The sequence below is a fragment of the Bacillus sp. LQ16 genome (assembly GCF_057784645.1).
The window spans coordinates 4,443,339-4,460,312 of the sequence record NZ_CM173491.1 but is presented as its reverse complement, the minus strand read 5'-3'; the positions used below and the strand labels follow the sequence as shown (position 1 = coordinate 4,460,312).

General features: G+C 37.1%; 17 protein-coding genes and 4 other annotated features (2 of these 21 running past the window's edge). Of the genes, 11 read left to right on the top strand and 6 right to left on the bottom strand.

Features of this window, described 5'->3' with window-relative positions; genetic code table 11:
• Window positions 1–206 (top strand) — a binding site (T-box leader) (it extends 23 nt beyond the left edge of the window).
• Window positions 207–253: 47 nt separating this feature from the next.
• The 6 genes from thrS (at window position 254) to AC3EMB_RS22490 (ending at window position 5,785) form a co-directional block, all read left to right on the top strand.
• Window positions 254–2,191 carry a threonine--tRNA ligase gene (gene thrS, locus AC3EMB_RS22515; RefSeq protein WP_000786077.1) on the top strand — a complete coding sequence of 646 codons (1,938 nt, stop codon included), beginning with the start codon at window positions 254–256 and terminating at the stop codon, window positions 2,189–2,191.
• A 210-nt stretch (window positions 2,192–2,401) separates the two neighbouring features.
• Window positions 2,402–2,522 (top strand) — a sequence feature (ribosomal protein L20 leader region).
• Window positions 2,523–2,584: 62 nt separating this feature from the next.
• Window positions 2,585–3,088, top strand: a complete 504-nt coding sequence (gene infC, locus AC3EMB_RS22510; protein WP_000973215.1) for a translation initiation factor IF-3 — start codon at window positions 2,585–2,587, stop codon at window positions 3,086–3,088.
• A gap of 21 nt (window positions 3,089–3,109) precedes the next feature.
• Window positions 3,110–3,310: a 50S ribosomal protein L35 gene (gene rpmI, locus AC3EMB_RS22505; protein ID WP_001125945.1), complete on the top strand. Its 201-nt coding sequence runs from the start codon at window positions 3,110–3,112 to the stop codon at window positions 3,308–3,310.
• Between the two features lie 37 nt (window positions 3,311–3,347).
• Entirely contained in the window at window positions 3,348–3,704 is a 357-nt protein-coding gene (gene rplT / locus AC3EMB_RS22500; RefSeq protein WP_001138362.1) for a 50S ribosomal protein L20, read from the top strand.
• 433 nt (window positions 3,705–4,137) lie between these two features.
• Window positions 4,138–4,629: a dUTP diphosphatase gene (locus tag AC3EMB_RS22495; protein WP_000365050.1), complete on the top strand. Its 492-nt coding sequence runs from the start codon at window positions 4,138–4,140 to the stop codon at window positions 4,627–4,629.
• A gap of 70 nt (window positions 4,630–4,699) precedes the next feature.
• On the top strand, window positions 4,700–5,785 hold the full coding sequence (locus AC3EMB_RS22490) for a M42 family metallopeptidase (RefSeq protein WP_000163555.1): 1,086 nt from the start codon (window positions 4,700–4,702) through the stop codon (window positions 5,783–5,785).
• A gap of 40 nt (window positions 5,786–5,825) precedes the next feature.
• Here the strand turns inward: AC3EMB_RS22490 and AC3EMB_RS22485 are convergent, their stop codons facing one another.
• The gene (locus AC3EMB_RS22485; protein WP_000023672.1) at window positions 5,826–6,443 is read right to left on the bottom strand and encodes a TetR/AcrR family transcriptional regulator; all 618 of its coding nucleotides are present in this window, start codon (window positions 6,441–6,443) and stop codon (window positions 5,826–5,828) included.
• Window positions 6,444–6,740: 297 nt separating this feature from the next.
• On the opposite strand from AC3EMB_RS22485, the gene AC3EMB_RS22480 reads away from it, so the two are divergent.
• Together AC3EMB_RS22480 and AC3EMB_RS22475 are read left to right on the top strand one after the other, a co-directional pair.
• Window positions 6,741–7,394, top strand: a complete 654-nt coding sequence (locus AC3EMB_RS22480) for an HlyD family secretion protein (protein WP_001071419.1) — start codon at window positions 6,741–6,743, stop codon at window positions 7,392–7,394.
• Between the two features lie 12 nt (window positions 7,395–7,406).
• Window positions 7,407–9,206: a DHA2 family efflux MFS transporter permease subunit gene (locus AC3EMB_RS22475; RefSeq protein WP_353810691.1), complete on the top strand. Its 1,800-nt coding sequence runs from the start codon at window positions 7,407–7,409 to the stop codon at window positions 9,204–9,206.
• 21 nt (window positions 9,207–9,227) lie between these two features.
• Here AC3EMB_RS22475 and AC3EMB_RS22470 read toward each other — a convergent pair whose 3' ends face one another.
• The 5 genes from AC3EMB_RS22470 to sspI all read right to left on the bottom strand — a co-directional run bounded on the left by AC3EMB_RS22470 (window position 9,228) and on the right by sspI (window position 12,129).
• The gene (locus AC3EMB_RS22470) at window positions 9,228–9,584 is read right to left on the bottom strand and encodes an ammonia permease (protein ID WP_488517283.1); all 357 of its coding nucleotides are present in this window, start codon (window positions 9,582–9,584) and stop codon (window positions 9,228–9,230) included.
• 38 nt (window positions 9,585–9,622) lie between these two features.
• A complete protein-coding gene (locus tag AC3EMB_RS22465; protein ID WP_000491395.1) occupies window positions 9,623–9,994 on the bottom strand; it encodes a hypothetical protein in 372 nt (123 codons plus the stop codon).
• A gap of 187 nt (window positions 9,995–10,181) precedes the next feature.
• Window positions 10,182–10,895, bottom strand: coding sequence for a CPBP family intramembrane glutamic endopeptidase (locus AC3EMB_RS22460; RefSeq protein ID WP_001182112.1), 714 nt, complete (start codon window positions 10,893–10,895; stop codon window positions 10,182–10,184).
• A 290-nt stretch (window positions 10,896–11,185) separates the two neighbouring features.
• Window positions 11,186–11,743: an HD domain-containing protein gene (locus AC3EMB_RS22455; RefSeq protein WP_072940436.1), complete on the bottom strand. Its 558-nt coding sequence runs from the start codon at window positions 11,741–11,743 to the stop codon at window positions 11,186–11,188.
• A 176-nt stretch (window positions 11,744–11,919) separates the two neighbouring features.
• On the bottom strand, window positions 11,920–12,129 hold the full coding sequence (sspI, locus tag AC3EMB_RS22450; protein ID WP_000009509.1) for a small acid-soluble spore protein SspI: 210 nt from the start codon (window positions 12,127–12,129) through the stop codon (window positions 11,920–11,922).
• A gap of 82 nt (window positions 12,130–12,211) precedes the next feature.
• On the opposite strand from sspI, the gene AC3EMB_RS22445 reads away from it, so the two are divergent.
• From AC3EMB_RS22445 to pheT, 3 genes are all read left to right on the top strand, one after another.
• Window positions 12,212–13,009: a TrmH family RNA methyltransferase gene (locus AC3EMB_RS22445; protein WP_001986644.1), complete on the top strand. Its 798-nt coding sequence runs from the start codon at window positions 12,212–12,214 to the stop codon at window positions 13,007–13,009.
• Between the two features lie 48 nt (window positions 13,010–13,057).
• Window positions 13,058–13,286: a binding site (T-box leader), on the top strand.
• Window positions 13,287–13,330: 44 nt separating this feature from the next.
• Complete coding sequence (gene pheS / locus AC3EMB_RS22440; protein WP_000388220.1) at window positions 13,331–14,365, top strand: phenylalanine--tRNA ligase subunit alpha; 1,035 nt, start codon at window positions 13,331–13,333, stop codon at window positions 14,363–14,365.
• Window positions 14,366–14,383: 18 nt separating this feature from the next.
• Window positions 14,384–16,804: a phenylalanine--tRNA ligase subunit beta gene (pheT, locus tag AC3EMB_RS22435; protein ID WP_098125965.1), complete on the top strand. Its 2,421-nt coding sequence runs from the start codon at window positions 14,384–14,386 to the stop codon at window positions 16,802–16,804.
• A 153-nt stretch (window positions 16,805–16,957) separates the two neighbouring features.
• Window positions 16,958–16,974: a binding site (T-box leader), on the top strand; it runs 235 nt beyond the window's last position.

Below are 16,974 nucleotides of genomic sequence, written 5' to 3'. Positions count from 1 at the left end.
AGTAGTTTTCTACGATTTTCAGAGAGGGAAGCCTTAGGGTGTGAGCTTCCTAGTACGGGATTATTACTTACCACCTCTAAACTTTAGCAGTGAACGGTTTTTCTAGTAATTGCTAACGGACAACACCGTTATGTTGAACTTGAGCAATTAACAATTATGTTAATTGGAACAAGGGTGGAACCACGAATTCAACACTCGTCCCTTTTTACGGGATGAGTGTTTTTTATTTTGAGAAAAAGAGGAGTGACCAGTGATGGCAGATGTAGTTAAAATTACTTTCCCTGATGGAGCTGTGAAGGAGTTTCCAAAAGGCGTAACAACTGAAGAAATCGCAGCTTCTATTAGCCCAGGCTTAAAGAAAAAAGCTGTAGCTGGAAAATTAAACGATGAGATGATCGATCTTGTTACACCAATCGAAGAAGATGGTGCAGTTTCTATTATTACATTAGATTCTGAAGATGGCTTATATATTTTACGCCATTCAACAGCCCACCTTTTAGCACAAGCGTTAAAACGTTTATATAAAGATGTTAAGCTTGAGCTTGGCATTGGTCCAGTAATTGAAAATGGCTTCTATTACGATATCGATATGGAAGAAGCAATTACAGTTGAAGACTTCAAGAAAATCGAAAAAGAAATGCAAAAAATCGTGAACGAAAACTTAGAAATCGTTCGTCATGAAGTACCACGTGCAGAAGCACTTCGTCGCTTTGAAGAAATTGGTGATGAGTTAAAATTAGATTTAATTAACGATCTTCCAGAGGATGCAGTTATTTCAATCTATGAGCAAGGCGAATTCTTCGACCTTTGCCGTGGTGTTCACCTTCCATCTACAGGGAAAATTAAAGTGTTTAAATTATTAAGCGTTGCAGGTGCTTACTGGCGCGGCGATAGCAATAATAAAATGTTACAACGTATTTACGGTACTGCATTCGTTAAGAAAGCAGAATTAGATGAGCACTTACGTATGCTTGAAGAAGCGAAAGAGCGCGATCACCGTAAATTAGGTAAAGAATTAAAACTATTTACTAATAGCCAAAAAGTAGGGCAAGGTTTACCACTTTGGTTACCAAAGGGTGCAACAATTCGTCGTATTATCGAGCGTTACATCGTTGATAAAGAAGCAAGCTTAGGCTATGATCACGTATACACTCCAGTATTAGGAAGTAGAGAGTTATATGAAACTTCTGGTCACTGGAATCACTACCGTGATGGCATGTTCCCATCAATGGAAATGGATAATGAAGAATTAGTTCTTCGTCCAATGAACTGTCCTCACCATATGATGGTTTATAAAAATGATATTCACAGCTACCGTGAATTACCAATCCGTATTGCGGAACTTGGAACAATGCACCGTTATGAAATGTCAGGTGCGTTATCTGGGTTACAACGTGTACGCGGAATGACTTTAAACGATGCGCACATTTTCGTTCGTCCAGATCAAATTAAAGAAGAGTTAAAACGTGTTGTAAACTTAACTCTAGAAGTGTACAAAGATTTCGGTTTAGAGAACTACTCATTCCGTCTATCTTATCGTGATCCAGCAGATACTAAAAAGTATTATGCGGATGATGAGATGTGGGAAAAAGCACAAGGTATGTTAAAAGAAGCTATGGATGAAATGGGTCTTGATTACTATGAAGCTGAAGGTGAAGCAGCATTCTACGGTCCAAAACTTGATGTTCAAGTTCGTACTGCTCTTGGAAAAGACGAAACACTTTCAACTGTACAATTAGACTTCTTACTTCCAGAACGCTTTGAATTAACTTATGTTGGCGAAGACGGTAAGCAACATCGTCCAGTTGTAATTCACCGTGGTGTCGTATCAACTATGGAACGCTTCGTAGCCTTCTTAATTGAAGAATACAAAGGTGCATTCCCAACTTGGTTAGCTCCAGTTCAAGTACAAGTAATTCCAGTTTCTCCGCAAGTACATTTAGACTATGCGAAGAAAGTACAAGACGAATTGCGTCGTGCTGGTATCCGTGTTGAATTAGACACTCGTGAAGAGAAGATCGGTTACAAAATCCGTGAAGCACAAATGCAAAAAATTCCGTACATGCTTGTAGTAGGTGATAATGAAGTAACTGAAAACGGCGTAAACGTACGTAAATATGGTGAACAAAAATCAGAAACAATCGCATTAGATGCTTTTGTTGATATGATTAAAGTAGAAGGAAAACGATAAGAAAAAGCCGCGGTATACCGCGGCTTTTCTTTGTAATATAAAAGAGAAAAACTAGAAAAAATAACCATGTAACACTTATCATAAAAAAGTATTGCAAGTATGTTAGTTGTTTGTTACAATATTTCTTGTTGTTAGTAAAACACATCGCGTCTTCTTGACAGACGTCATGTCCTATGATAAACTCATCAAGGATAATAGAATATTGTTTTGTGGAACAAGTAGAAGCACCCGCTTCTCACCTGATGGACGCATTCGCAGTTAGCAGGTAAATGTATTTCTTACTTAAGATTTTACAAGTGTGGGTGTCGTATGCCCGCACTTTTTTTGTCGGGTTCTATGACTACAAAATATGTTCTGAGAAAACCTTGGAGGTGGCTTACTATTAGCAAGGATATGATGATTAACGAGCAAATTCGTGCACGTGAAGTACGTTTAGTTGGCGCAAATGGCGATCAACTTGGAATCAAGTCTCGTAATGACGCTTTAGACTTAGCTGCAAATCTTAATCTTGATTTAGTATTAGTTGCTCCAAATGCGAAACCGCCAGTATGCCGCATTATGGACTACGGTAAATTCCGCTTTGAGCAACAGAAGAAAGAAAAAGAGCAGCGCAAAAATCAAAAAGTAATTAGCATGAAAGAAGTTCGTTTAAGTCCAACAATTGATGAACACGACTTTAACACAAAACTTCGTAATGCTATCAAGTTTTTAGAGAAAGGCGACAAGGTTAAAGCGTCAATTCGCTTTAAAGGACGTGCCATTACTCATAAAGAAATCGGTCAACGTGTTTTAGATCGCTTCTCAGAAGCTTGTGCTGAAGTTAGTACAGTTGAATCTAAGCCTAAAATGGAAGGACGCAGTATGTTCTTAGTTTTAGCACCGAAAAACGATAAGTAATAGATAGAGGAGGAAATACCTATGCCTAAACAAAAAACTCATCGCGGCGCTGCAAAGCGTTTCAAAAAGACTGGATCAGGTAAACTGAAACGTTCTCACGCTTACACAAGCCATTTATTCGCTAACAAATCTACAAAAGCTAAACGTAAACTACGTAAAGCTGGTGTAGTAAGCGCTGGTGACTTCAAACGCATTCGTCAAATGCTTGACAACTTAAAATAAGTTCGGCTGATATATAGAACAATTAGGAGGTAATATTATGCCAAGAGTAAAAGGTGGTACAGTTACTCGTCAACGTCGTAAAAAAGTAATTAAATTAGCAAAAGGTTACTACGGTTCAAAAAATACATTATTCAAGGTTGCTAACCAACAGGTTATGAAATCTCTAATGTATGCATTCCGTGACCGCCGTCAAAAGAAACGTGACTTCCGTAAATTATGGATTACACGTATCAACGCAGCAGCTCGTATGAATGGTCTTTCTTACAGCCGCTTAATGCACGGTCTTAAAAATGCTGGCATCGAAGTTAACCGCAAGATGCTTGCTGACTTAGCTGTTCATGACGAAAAAGCTTTCGCTGAATTAGCAACAGTTGCAAAAAACAACATTAACTAATTAATTAGTTGAAACCTTAGAAGAATTTTCTTCTAAGGTTTTTTTGTTTGTGTTCAGAGAGAAGTTTGAAGTTCTAAAGATTAACGGATGTGTTGTTATCGATATGACAAAATCAACATAAAAACTATAGTGATATAGAAGAATATACATATGAAGTCAGGAGAATCCTCCTGGCTTTTTTTAATTATGCACGTTTGGAAAGAAGAGTATCTTTCCTAGCCGAAACGACACTGCTATAATGGAAAGATGATATGGAACTTTCATCAGATGAACAATTTAAGAGTGATGACTGAAACGTATTTGCAAATTAAGGACAAGCTATTTTATAAAGAGGTAGATAGCTGACTTATTCATAAGAACTGAAACATAATAATGAACTTTGAGATGAAACAACATTGTTGCGTAAAATGCGATGTTGGAGGAGGACAATAGAATGGACTTACTACAACTATTTAAATTACAAAAAGAATTAGATGACCGTATTGCAAAAGAACATGACTTACAACCGAAAAAATTGTTAAAAGAAAAAATGTTAGCTCTTCTTGTAGAAATTGGTGAACTTGCAAATGAAACACGTTGTTTTAAATATTGGAGCAACAAACCAGCTTCGGAACGTGAAGTAATATTAGAAGAATACGTAGATGGTTTGCATTTTATTTTATCAATCGGAATTGATTTAGGTATTGATAAAAACTTCTTATTCTATAAATGTGCACAAACGAATAAAACACAAGTGGAAATTTTCTTAGACACATATGCGAAAGTAATTCGTTTTACAGATCAACCATCTATTACAAACTATATTGAATTATTTACGAGCTATCTTCGACTTGGACAAGCACTTGAATTTGAGCAAGAAGAGATTGAAAAAGCATATTTAGATAAAAATGAGGTAAATCATCAGCGTCAAACACAAGGATACTAATTTAATTTTTGAATATTTAAATTTAATTATTGTATAATGAATTGACTGAAGAAAAAGGAGGGTGTTGGCAATGACAAAATTAGACGCGACATTGACAATGCTAAAAGAATTAACGGATGCACGTGGTATTGCTGGTAACGAACGTGAACCACGTGAAGTAATGAAGAAATATATCGAGCCGTTTGCGGACGAACTTTCTACTGATAATTTAGGGAGTTTAGTTGCGAAAAAAGTAGGGGAAGAAAACGGTCCGAAAATTATGGTTGCAGGTCATTTAGATGAAGTTGGATTTATGATTACACAAATCGATGACAAAGGTTTCCTTCGCTTCCAAACGGTTGGTGGCTGGTGGTCACAAGTTATGCTTGCACAGCGCGTGACGATTGTAACGCGTAAAGGAGATGTAACAGGTGTAATTGGTTCAAAACCACCGCACATTTTACCTCCAGAAGCTCGTAAAAAGCCAGTTGAAATTAAAGACATGTTCATCGATATCGGTGCTTCTAGCCAAGAAGAAGCGATGGAGTGGGGCGTACGACCAGGAGATCAAGTTGTACCGTACTTTGAATTCCAAGTGATGAAGAATGAAAAAATGTTACTTGCAAAAGCGTGGGATAACCGAATCGGTTGTGCAATTGCAATTGACGTATTAAAACAACTAAAAGATGAAAAGCATCCAAACGTTGTATACGGCGTTGGAACTGTACAAGAAGAAGTTGGTCTTCGTGGTGCAAAAACATCTGCGAATTATATTAAACCAGATATCGCGTTCGCAGTAGATGTTGGTATCGCTGGAGATACACCGGGTGTAACGTCAAAAGAAGCGCAAAGTAAAATGGGCGATGGACCACAAATCATTTTATATGATGCTTCTGTTATTGGACATACAGGTTTACGTGATTTCGTAGTTGATGTTGCTGATGAATTACAAATCCCGTATCAATATGATTCAGTAGCGGGCGGAGGAACGGATGCGGGTGCGATTCACATTGCTGTAAATGGTATTCCTTCTATGGCAATTACAATTGCAACGCGCTATATCCATTCTCATGCGGCAATGTTACATCGTGATGATTATGAAAATGCAGTGAAGTTAATTGTAGAAGTTATTAAACGTCTTGATAAAGAGGCTGTACATAACATTACATTTAATTAATAGAAAAAGCGAAGGAGATTCTCCTTCGCTTTTTTATGTTTTAAAAAGGCCGTTCTAATCCCGCTGCAGTATGAGCGCCTAAAATAATTAAACGAGTTAATTGCATCGCCATAAAATGCGGGGTATATATCATTCCTCTTTTTAACCATGACATAATCATCCCTAGATGGGCGCCAGTAACATAACTAATGAGAATATCGCGTGGAACCATTAGTTTTTCATCGTTAGGTTGTGAAATAGAGAGGCTTAATGTTAAATGCGTTTGAATTGCTTTCATCATCTTATACGTATAGTTTCCGGCAGCTTTATCACCAAGCATGACGTTATAGAAGTTAGTGTTTTCTGCAATATGTTCGAACAAGGCCAAAAAACTTGGATGTGGCGAATCAAATGTTAGTTGGAAATCTTCTTTATTTCTATTTCTCGGTTTAATTACTTCAGTTAGCTTTTCTAACATTTCTTCAATGCTTTTGTCTAGTAAGTCATATTTATCGTGGTAATGGCTATAAAATGTAGCGCGGTTTACAGGAGCGCGTTCTGCAATATGTTGAACAGTAACATTTTCAAAACCTTTTTCGCCTACTAAAGCGACAAAAGCATCCTGTATGAGTTGTCTCGTCCGTTTTACACGTGGATCATTTGTATTTTTAATAGACATTTTTATTTCCCCTCGTTTAATTTTCTGTACTTAAACAACATATTGGTATTATATTGTTGTTTAAACGACATTTCATACGTAAATTGTCGGTTGTAGATTCAAAATAATTATTTATAATTATAAACGATAGTCCTTCAGAAATCAGCACCGCTCGCAGGTAGATAAATTTCGATTTACGCTGCAGATGGTGTGATTTTTTTGTTAAAAGGTTAATATAATTAACAATTAAACAATCTAAACAATAAGGACATAAATAGTTTAGAAAAAAATTATATGCGATATAAGGAGAGGAATGCAATGAATCAGTTTCGAAGAATGGTAATTATCAACATTATCACATTAATTGTACTAGTTGGCGGCGGTATTGGCGGTTATTACTATTACAATCAAACGGAAAATTACTTAAAAACAGACAATGCAAAGATTGATGGAAAGGTAATTCCGGTTGCTTCACCAGTAGCAGGTAAACTAACTGACTGGAAAGCTGAAGTAGGAAAAAATTATAATGAGAACGATAAATTAGGTACTGTTACTGTAGCGGCAGCTAATGGAGAACAAACAGTAGATGTAACAATTCCACAAAATGCAACAGTTGTACAATCAAACGCAACAACAAATGCTTTCGTTGGAGCAGGTAGCCCGATTGCTTATGCATTTGATATGAACAATTTATGGGTAACAGCAAACATTGAAGAAACAGATGTTGATGATGTTCAAAAAGGTCAAGATGTAGATGTGTATGTAGATGCATACCCAGATACAACGTTAACAGGAAAAGTAGAACAAGTTGGCTTAACAACAGCGAATACATTCTCTATGTTGCCATCAAGCAACGCAACAGCGAACTATACGAAAGTAACACAAGTAGTACCAGTTAAAATTTCTTTAGATCATAGCAAATCAGTAAATATTGTTCCTGGCATGAATGTGACAGTTCGTATTCATAAGTAAGGGGGAGATGAGATGTCCTCAATTGTAATTGCAGGATATGCACTATTTTGTATAATCGTCTTCTTCCTTGTAAATCGTCTTTTACGAAAGAAAAAAACGAAAATGGGAGAAGAACAAGTCCCAGCCGTAAGTAAAATAGAAGTAAGTAAAGTTGAAACAGAAGAGAAAGAAATTGAACGAAAGCAAGAATCGGAAATTTCTAATGTAGTTGAGTTAGAAACAGGAAAGCAAGAAGAAGTAAAACAAGAAAAAGAAGTGCCGAAAAAACAAATGTCTATGCCTGTAGAGAATGTGAACGTAAAAGCAGTTGTAGCTGTATTAATTCTCGGCATGTTCGTTTCTATTTTAAACCAAACAATCATTAACGTTGCATTACCTCCGTTAATGAATGAATTTAATGTATCAACTTCAACAGCACAATGGTTAATTACAGGCTTCATGCTTGTAAATGGTATTTTAGTACCGATTAGTGCCTTTTTAGTTTCACGATTTACGTATCGTAAATTATTCGTAGCAGCAATGTTATTCTTCACGGTAGGATCTATCATTTGTGCTACTTCAGGAAACTTTACAATGATGATGACAGGTCGCGTAATTCAAGCAGTTGGTGCGGGTATTTTAATGCCGGTTGGTATGAATATCTTTATGACGTTATTCCCGCCTCATAAACGCGGAGCGGCGATGGGATTACTAGGTGTAGCGATGATTTTAGCGCCAGCTATCGGACCAACTGTAACAGGTTGGGTGATTGAAAACTATAGCTGGAACTTAATGTTCTATGCGATGTTTATTATTGGTTTAATTATTACGTTCCTATCTTTAAAATTCTTTACACTAGCTCAGCCAGTGTCTAAAACGAAATTAGATATATTCGGTGTGGTTAGTTCAAGTATTGGACTAGGAAGCTTATTGTACGGATTTAGTGAAGCTGGAAATAATAGTTGGACTAGTGCAGAAGTCATTATTTCACTTGTTATCGGTGTAATTGGTTTAGCGTTATTTATTTGGAGAGAGTTAACAACGGACAATAAAATGCTTGATTTACAAGTATTTAAATATCCAGTATTTACTTTTACTTTAGTAATTAACGCAATCGTTACGATGGCATTATTCGGAGGTATGTTATTGCTTCCAGTATATCTGCAAAACATTCGTGGCTTTACGCCAATTGAATCTGGTTTACTACTTCTTCCAGGATCATTAATTATGGGGATCATGGGACCAGTAGCGGGTAAATTATTCGATAAATATGGCATTCGTCCATTAGCGATAATTGGATTGGCAATTACGACGTATGCGACATATGAATTTACAAAATTATCGATGGATACACCGTATAGCGTTATTATGACGGATTATATTATACGTTCAATTGGTATGTCATTCATTATGATGCCAATTATGACAGCTGGTATGAACGCGCTACCGATGAAATTAATTTCTCACGGTACAGCAACGCAAAATACGTCAAGACAAGTAGCTGGTTCAATCGGAACAGCGATTTTAATCACACTTATGACGCAACAAACAACTGCTCACGTAGCAGATTACGGCAACATGTTAACAACATCAAACCCAATTTTAGTTGATAAATTACACGGCATGGGTCAAAGCTTAGTGGCCTTAGCTGGATCAGCTCAAGCAGGAGACGCGATGAGCACACAACTATTATATGGACAAATTTCAAAGCTATCTGCAATTAACGGTATTAACGATGCCTTCTTAATTGCAACGATACTTGCAGGGATTGCTTGGGTGTTATCGTTCTTCTTACCATCAGGCAATAAACCAAATAGAAAAGCAGGGAATTAATTTCCCTGCTTTTTTGTCTTTTTAAAGAGTGAGATATAAAAAATGATAACCAGTTACGGAGCACAGCCCTGCTAGAAACAAAATTATCCCCATAGAACGAATACTTGACATGTGTCTGCCGCTTATAATAGCTAATAGTCCAGCTAAAGAGAAGAAGTACCAATATAAAGTTCCAGAAATTGGAATGATCCCCTCTAAATCTATTCCAGAACCTATACAAACGATAGGAACAACGATAAGTAATATGCTAATTAAACCAGCTATAATGGTAAGTAATTTACGATGTTTCATGCCAGCAATAATTAAAAAAATGCCGACGATGAATTCGCATAACATTAAAGTAAGAGCTAAAATCATCCAAGTTAATATTCCAAACACTTCTGTATTACCTCCGATTTGTAGGTTGCTAAAAAATATTATATATAGAATGAATCACCTACAGACATGAGCTCCCAGAAGATAACACCTAATATTCCAATGGTAAAAATAATGAATCCCATATTACGTATACTTTTAATTTTGGCTTGTACTCCACTTACCCCTGCTAATAATCCAGTTAAAGAAAATAGGGTCCAGTAAAGAGCAGTTGGAATCGGGAAAATTGTATCGATATGAATCCCTACACTTAAAAGAACAAAAGGTAGTGTGACAAAGGATAGGCTAAGTAGCCCCATTAAACCAACGAGTAATTTCCGATATTTAATCCCCGTTACTATTAAAAAAATACCACCAGCAATCCCGCATAGTAAGAGAAGTGGCGTGAAAAGCATCCAAATAATACTGAACATATGTAAACTCCTTTATGTGAATTAAGTTATATTTTACTACATGAGGTTTATTTTGGATATTATTAATGAGTATATATAAATTGAAGGAAATGGGTAATAACGATACGGATTATCAAAAACGCTAACCGCAGAAGAGTTTGAAGTTATGATAAAAGAGTAAAGAGAGGTATCGCGATGATACCTCTTTTTAACTCAAGAATGCCAACATGTTATTCATAATATGAAATAACATAGCTGGAATAATGGACTTTGTTTTTTTACATAAAATGGCCATTAATAATCCCATAAAGAAAGTAATTACCATTACCCCAAGTGAGTATGTATGAGCGATACCGAAGAAGAAACTTGTTACGATGGCTGCAATCCAAAATGGAAAGCGTTCTGAGAAGAAGCGAAGTATAAAACCACGGAAAATAAGTTCTTCAAAAATGGGTGTGAGTATTGCAAAGCTGAGAAGTAATAATATTTGATATTGCTTAAAGACGTCTAAGCTTAGTGCGGAAGATTGCTGCTTTGTTGCGTCTTGGAACACATAATTTAACAAGATGTAATTGAGTATGATGTTGATAACGAAGAAAAGAAGTAAGTATACGTATGTGCGCCATTCTTTCAGTGTTTTAAAGTTAAAAGATTTTAGTAGTAATTTTTTTGCGGGTTCGAATTTAAAAATGAAGAATAACAATACAGCTAGTTGTAATACGGTACTTGCAGTATTTGCAATAGATTCATACAGGGCAACTTGTTTTTTATCTGTAAGACCTGCTGTATAAATTGTTAATGGCATTGCGAGGAACACAGTAATAAGTCCAGTCCCAAAAAAGGCGAATAAAACAGAGCTAATAAATTGTCCCCATGACATCGAGTGTTTTTGTTCATTAGAAAGCTGTGTAGCGGGTTGCATTTGTAAAATCACCTCTTTTATATTTGTATATTTAATTATAAAGTAAAATGTTTTTGAATGTAATATTTAAATATTACATATAAAGTGAAACTTTAATCATTGGGGAGGTTCATCCCCCACTGATTATCAGCCCTCACCAATCGGGCTTTTACGGGCAGTTGATTCCCCACCTAACTTCCTCGTCTTTGCTGAATTTCGAGGTGGGGGTCTTACTGCCCGTTAATGCGGGATAAAGGTTTATTTTCCATAAAATAATAAAAGAGGTATCACCCTGTAGTGATGCCTCTTTCTCATTGATAACTATGTTCTGTCTTGTTATTCAATTTGGCTTGCTCTATTTGCAATTCACGCTCTACCAATCGATCTAATTGCTGAATAGCTTTAAGTGCTTTTTCATAAGAAATCGTTCTATAATGATGAGCTCCGCCTGGTTCTTCATCTGCTTCGTCTGCCCATTTAATAATGTTTTGAAGAGATGTTCTTTCAATTTCTTGTTCCACTAAGAAAGAATCTGTATGCAGAAGAATTGCGATAGAAATTTCTTTTGCTAGTTTTGGATGTTCTCCTAATCTAATAAGCAATTTATGTGCTCTTTCAGCACCTTTAATTGCATGGATATCATTCTTTTTATATAAGTCATAGTCCCATTCGCCGCCTGTGTACCACGTATGATGTCCGATATCATGAAGGAAACCGGCTTTTGTCGCAGCATCGACTGAGGCGTGATGCTTTTTGGCTAGGTGAAACGCATGGTAAGCGACAGCGATCGCGTGGACCATTCCAGAACGGTTTACGTATTTTTGTGTAATGTGATGTTTAAAAACTTGTTCAAGCGTAATACGGTGCATAAAACATTCACTCCTTTTATCTAATGATGTATACGAAGAAAAATCGATCGGTTTAAATGTATTTTGAACATTGTACTCCATCATAGTTCGTTAGTAAAGTAGAAATGTTTAGGAGAAGAAAAATTTTTTTCGTAAAAAAATCACCTTAGCTTATGCGAAGGTGATTTTCAAATTGCTTATTTTTTTAATCCTTGCTCTAGTGTTTCTAACATTTCGTGCTTTTCATTTTCATCAGCGTTTTTCCAAATGACTTCAAATAAAACGCCAAGACCTGGAAGCATTTTTTCTTCACCGCTTTGAATTGCATCGACAATTGTTTCTTGTAATTGATCTTGTGAATTACCAGATACATTCGCTAATACGGCACCGCGTAAATTAAAACTCATTGCTTTCACCTCTTCTTCAGAATTGAAACTGACGTTAGTTTTTGTTCTTTTTTATGTAAATATGTATGAAAAATAGGCTATAATGATAAGACAAGAAGAGAGGGAAATACATATTATGAAAAACATTGATTCAGTACAAAATCCGCGTGTAAAGCAGTGGAAAAAGCTGCAAACGAAAAAAGAACGCGATAAAAAAGGTTTATTTTTTGTAGAAGGATTTCACTTAGTCGAGGAAGCTCTGAAGGCAGGAATTGTAACAGAACTTATCGTTTCAGATCAGACAGACCTTCCGAAAGATTGGACAGTTAATGATGTGGAAATGTATATCGTGCCTGAGGCGATTGTAAAAATACTTCGTGAAACAGAAACGACGCAAGGTGTATTTGCTGTTTGTGAGAAGCATGAGAAAGAAGTAGCTCTTACTGATGGGAAATTCCTTTTATTAGATGGCCTGCAAGACCCAGGTAATTTAGGAACAATTATTCGTACAGCTGATGCAGCTGGTATTCACGCCGTTGTGCTTGGAGAAGGTTGTGTTGATGTTTACAATAGTAAAGTACTCCGCTCTACACAAGGTTCTATTTTCCACTTGCCAATTGTAAAAGGGAACTTAGAAGAATGGGTAGACAAGTTAAAAGAAAATAACGTTCCTGTATATGGAACAGCTCTTGAAAATGGAGTTCCGTATGGTGAAGTAACTCCGGCCGGAAGTTTTGCATTAATTGTTGGAAATGAAGGAAATGGCGTACGCCAAGAAATTCTTGCAAAAACGGATCAAAACTTGTATATTCCGATTTACGGCGGGGCAGAATCATTAAATGTTGCGGTTGCAGCAGGGATTTTAACGTATTATTTGCAAAGCCCGGTTGCGAACAAATAAAAAACTTCTTATAATAAGTTGAAGTACATTATATTAAAAGTTAAATAACGAAAAACGTTGATAGAGAAGAGTAGCTTACAAAATCGCCATATAGGGAGAGAGTGCCGTAGACTGAAAGCATTCTTATGGTAGACGGAAGTGAATTCACCTCTGGAGTTGACGCCAGGACCATGTATATGTAAAGGCGTTCCGGTCAGAATTGATCGTTATAACTAATGAGTGGGCAGACTTGTTCTGTCAATTTAGGGTGGTACCGCGAATTTACCTCGTCCCTTTTTGGGAGCGAGGTTTTTTTATTTTTAAAATTAGGAGGGTTCCAAAATGGAAGCACGTTTAAAAGAGCTAAAGCAAAAAGCGTTAGAGCTTATTGAAGAAGCGAAAGAGTTAAAGGGCTTAAACGACGTACGCGTAGCGTATTTAGGAAAAAAAGGTCCAATTACAGAAGTATTACGCGGCATGGGAAAATTATCAGCAGAAGAGCGTCCACGTATGGGAGCATTAGTAAATGAAGTACGTGAAGCGATTCAAACGCGTCTAGAAGACAAAATTGGTAACTTAGAAAAAGCAGTAATTGAAGCGAAATTAGCTACGGAAACAATTGATGTTACATTACCAGGTCGTCCTGTTGAAACAGGTTGTCACCATCCGTTAACAGCTGTTGTTGAACAAATTGAAGATGTATTCATCGGTATGGGTTATGAAGTAGCTGAAGGAACAGAAGTAGAAAAAGACTACTACAACTTCGAAGCACTAAACTTACCGAAAGATCACCCAGCACGTGACATGCAAGATACATTCTACATTACAGAAGAAACGTTACTACGTACACATACATCTTCTGTGCAAGCACGTACGATGGAAAATAATAAAGAAAAAGGCCCAATCAAAATTATCTGTCCTGGTAAAGTGTATCGCCGCGATGATGATGATGCGACGCATTCACATCAGTTCATGCAAATTGAAGGTCTTGTAATTGATAAAAACATTCGTATGAGTGACTTAAAAGGTACACTGCAAGTATTCGTGAAAAAGATGTTCGGTGAAGATCGTGAAATCCGTCTTCGTCCAAGTTTCTTCCCATTCACAGAGCCATCTGTAGAGATGGATATTTCTTGTATGATGTGTCATGGCAAAGGTTGCGGCACTTGTAAAGGAACTGGCTGGATTGAAATTTTAGGCGCAGGTATGGTTCACCCGAACGTACTTGAAATGGCTGGTTATGATTCAAAAGAATATCAAGGTTTCGCATTCGGTATGGGCGCAGAGCGTATCGCAATGTTGAAATACGGCGTAGATGACATTCGTCATTTCTATACAAATGATGTACGTTTCTTACAACAATTCAAACGAGCGTAAGGGAAGGAGAGGATAAATATGTTCGTATCATATCGTTGGTTACAAGAGTATGTAGATATTAAAGATGTAACAGCACAAGAACTAGCAGACAAAATCACGAAAAGTGGTATTGAAGTAGAAGGCGTTGAAGTATTAAATAAAGGTGTAAAAGGTGTTGTAGTTGGTCACGTATTAGAATGTGAAAAACACCCAGAAGCTGATAAATTAAGCAAATGCTTAATCGATATCGGTGAAGAAGAGCCAGTTCAAATTATTTGTGGAGCTGCTAACATTGCAAAAGGTTTAAAAGTACCAGTTGCAAAAGTTGGTGCTGTACTTCCTGGTAACTTCAAAATTAAAAAAGCAAAACTACGTGGTGAAGCTTCTCACGGTATGGTTTGTGCTCTTCAAGAGCTTGGCATTGATGGAAAGTTAGTTTCAAAAGAATATGCAGATGGTATCTTCATCTTCCCAAGTGACGCTGAAGTTGGTGCAGATGCACTTGAAATTTTAAACTTACACGATGAAGTACTTGAGCTTGGTTTAACACCAAACCGTGCAGATTGCTTAAACATGTTAGGTGTTGCATATGAAGTGGCTGCTATTTACGGGCGAGAAGTAAAACTTCCAGCTATCGAATTACAAGAAATAGCAGAAAAAACTTCTGATTATATTTCTGTAAGTGTAGAAGCGAAAGAAGAAAACCCATTATACATTGCAAAAATGGTTAAAAACGTAAAGATTGGTCCATCACCAATGTGGATGCAAACTCGCCTTATGGCAGCTGGCATTCGTCCAATTAGCAACGTAGTTGATATTACAAACTACATTTTAATGGAATACGGTCAACCGTTACATGCATTCGATTACGATAAATTAGGTTCAAAAGAAATCGTTGTTCGTCTTGCAAAAGAAGGCGAAAAAATTGAAACGTTAGATGATCAAGAGCGTACATTACAAAGCCACCACCTTGTAATTACAAACGGAACAAAAGCTTTAGCTGTTGCTGGTGTAATGGGCGGAGCGGATTCTGAAGTTACAAATGAGACAGTAAACGTTCTAATTGAGTCTGCATACTTTGCAGGTCAAACAGTGCGTCGTACATCAAAAGACTTAGGTCTTCGTAGTGAATCAAGTGCACGTTTCGAAAAAGGAATCGACCCAACACGTACATTTGAAGCAATTCAACACGCAGCTGCTTTAATGGCGAAATATGCTGGCGGTGAAGCGCTTGAAGGTGTAGTAGAAGCTGACAACTTACAAGTACAAGAGCGTACAGTATCTGTTACTGCTGAAAAAGTAAACCGTGTATTAGGTACAAATATTTCTGCGAGTGAAATGGGTACAATGTTTACAAACTTGAAATTCCCATTCACAGAAGTAGAAGGAACATTCCATGTAAATGTACCAGCACGTCGTCCTGATATTACAATTTCAGAAGACTTAGTAGAAGAAGTGGGCCGTCTATACGGTTATGACCACATTCCAGTTACATTACCTTCTGGAACGATGACTCGTGGTAAATTAACATCAGCACAAACGAAACGTCGTAAAGTACGTCGCTTCTTAGAGGGTGCTGGTTTATATGAAGCAATCACGTATTCATTAACAAGCGCTGACAAAGCGAAACAATACATGGTTGAGCCAAACGAAAAAGCACCTGTAAACCTTGCGCTTCCAATGAGCGAAGAGCGTAGCCAACTTCGTTTAAGCTTAGTGCCACAATTGCTAGAAGCAGTTTCATACAATGTTGCTCGTAAAAACGACAGCGTTGCTTTATACGAAGTAGGTTCTATCTTCTTACCAACAGAAGCAGGAGAACTTCCGAAAGAAGAACAACACCTTGCAGGTGTTATGACAGGTCTTGCCCTTCACCATGCATGGCAAGGTGAGAAGAAAGTAGTAGACTTCTTCGTTATGAAAGGTGTACTAGAAGGACTATTTGACGTACTTGGCGTTTCAAACCAAATCACATATGCACCAGCAAAACGTGAAGGTATGCACCCAGGCCGTACAGCTGACATCGTATTAGATGGCGAAGTAATTGGTTTCATCGGTCAATTGCACCCAGAAGCAGAAAAACAATTAGATGTGAAAAATACATTCGTATTTGAACTATCTCTTGTAAAAGTATTCGGTGCAGACGCTGAAGAAACTTACTACTCAGCAATTCCGCGTTTCCCATCTATGACACGTGACATGGCTGTTGTAGTAACAAAAGAAACAAAAGCTGGTGAAATGAAGCAAGTCATTGCTGAAGCTGGCGGAGAACTTCTGAAAGACGTAACACTATTCGACTTATACGAAGGTGAAAAAATGGAAGAAGGCAAGAAATCACTTGCATTCTCTATGACTTACTTCGATGCAGAACGTACGTTAACAGACGAAGAAGTAACAGAAGCACATAACCGTGTATTAACAACGGTAGAAGAGAAATTTGGTGCGGAGTTACGTAAGTAATTAGAAAATTGCCGGATTCATTCCGGCAATTTTTTTATTGCACAATCGTCGAAAGATGTCGGTAAGTCGATATATTACAAAAATCGCTTATATATTTTCTGGCATCTTGCATCTTTCTCTCGAATGTAGTACATTAATTTTAGTTTAACAAAATGAAAGACGATGATAAG

What these genes read in the sequence shown, in the direction of transcription:
- thrS (WP_000786077.1), top strand. Translation starts at nt 254, where the DNA reads ATGGCAGATGTAGTTAAAATTACTTTCCCTGATGGAGCTGTGAAGGAG.
- infC (WP_000973215.1), top strand. Translation starts at nt 2,585, where the DNA reads ATGATGATTAACGAGCAAATTCGTGCACGTGAAGTACGTTTAGTTGGC.
- rpmI (WP_001125945.1), top strand. Translation starts at nt 3,110, where the DNA reads ATGCCTAAACAAAAAACTCATCGCGGCGCTGCAAAGCGTTTCAAAAAG.
- rplT (WP_001138362.1), top strand. Translation starts at nt 3,348, where the DNA reads ATGCCAAGAGTAAAAGGTGGTACAGTTACTCGTCAACGTCGTAAAAAA.
- AC3EMB_RS22495 (WP_000365050.1), top strand. Translation starts at nt 4,138, where the DNA reads ATGGACTTACTACAACTATTTAAATTACAAAAAGAATTAGATGACCGT.
- AC3EMB_RS22490 (WP_000163555.1), top strand. Translation starts at nt 4,700, where the DNA reads ATGACAAAATTAGACGCGACATTGACAATGCTAAAAGAATTAACGGAT.
- AC3EMB_RS22485 (WP_000023672.1), bottom strand. Translation starts at nt 6,443, where the DNA reads ATGTCTATTAAAAATACAAATGATCCACGTGTAAAACGGACGAGACAA.
- AC3EMB_RS22480 (WP_001071419.1), top strand. Translation starts at nt 6,741, where the DNA reads ATGAATCAGTTTCGAAGAATGGTAATTATCAACATTATCACATTAATT.
- AC3EMB_RS22475 (WP_353810691.1), top strand. Translation starts at nt 7,407, where the DNA reads ATGTCCTCAATTGTAATTGCAGGATATGCACTATTTTGTATAATCGTC.
- AC3EMB_RS22465 (WP_000491395.1), bottom strand. Translation starts at nt 9,994, where the DNA reads ATGTTCAGTATTATTTGGATGCTTTTCACGCCACTTCTCTTACTATGC.
- AC3EMB_RS22460 (WP_001182112.1), bottom strand. Translation starts at nt 10,895, where the DNA reads ATGCAACCCGCTACACAGCTTTCTAATGAACAAAAACACTCGATGTCA.
- AC3EMB_RS22455 (WP_072940436.1), bottom strand. Translation starts at nt 11,743, where the DNA reads ATGCACCGTATTACGCTTGAACAAGTTTTTAAACATCACATTACACAA.
- sspI (WP_000009509.1), bottom strand. Translation starts at nt 12,129, where the DNA reads ATGAGTTTTAATTTACGCGGTGCCGTATTAGCGAATGTATCTGGTAAT.
- AC3EMB_RS22445 (WP_001986644.1), top strand. Translation starts at nt 12,212, where the DNA reads ATGATAAGACAAGAAGAGAGGGAAATACATATTATGAAAAACATTGAT.
- pheS (WP_000388220.1), top strand. Translation starts at nt 13,331, where the DNA reads ATGGAAGCACGTTTAAAAGAGCTAAAGCAAAAAGCGTTAGAGCTTATT.
- pheT (WP_098125965.1), top strand. Translation starts at nt 14,384, where the DNA reads ATGTTCGTATCATATCGTTGGTTACAAGAGTATGTAGATATTAAAGAT.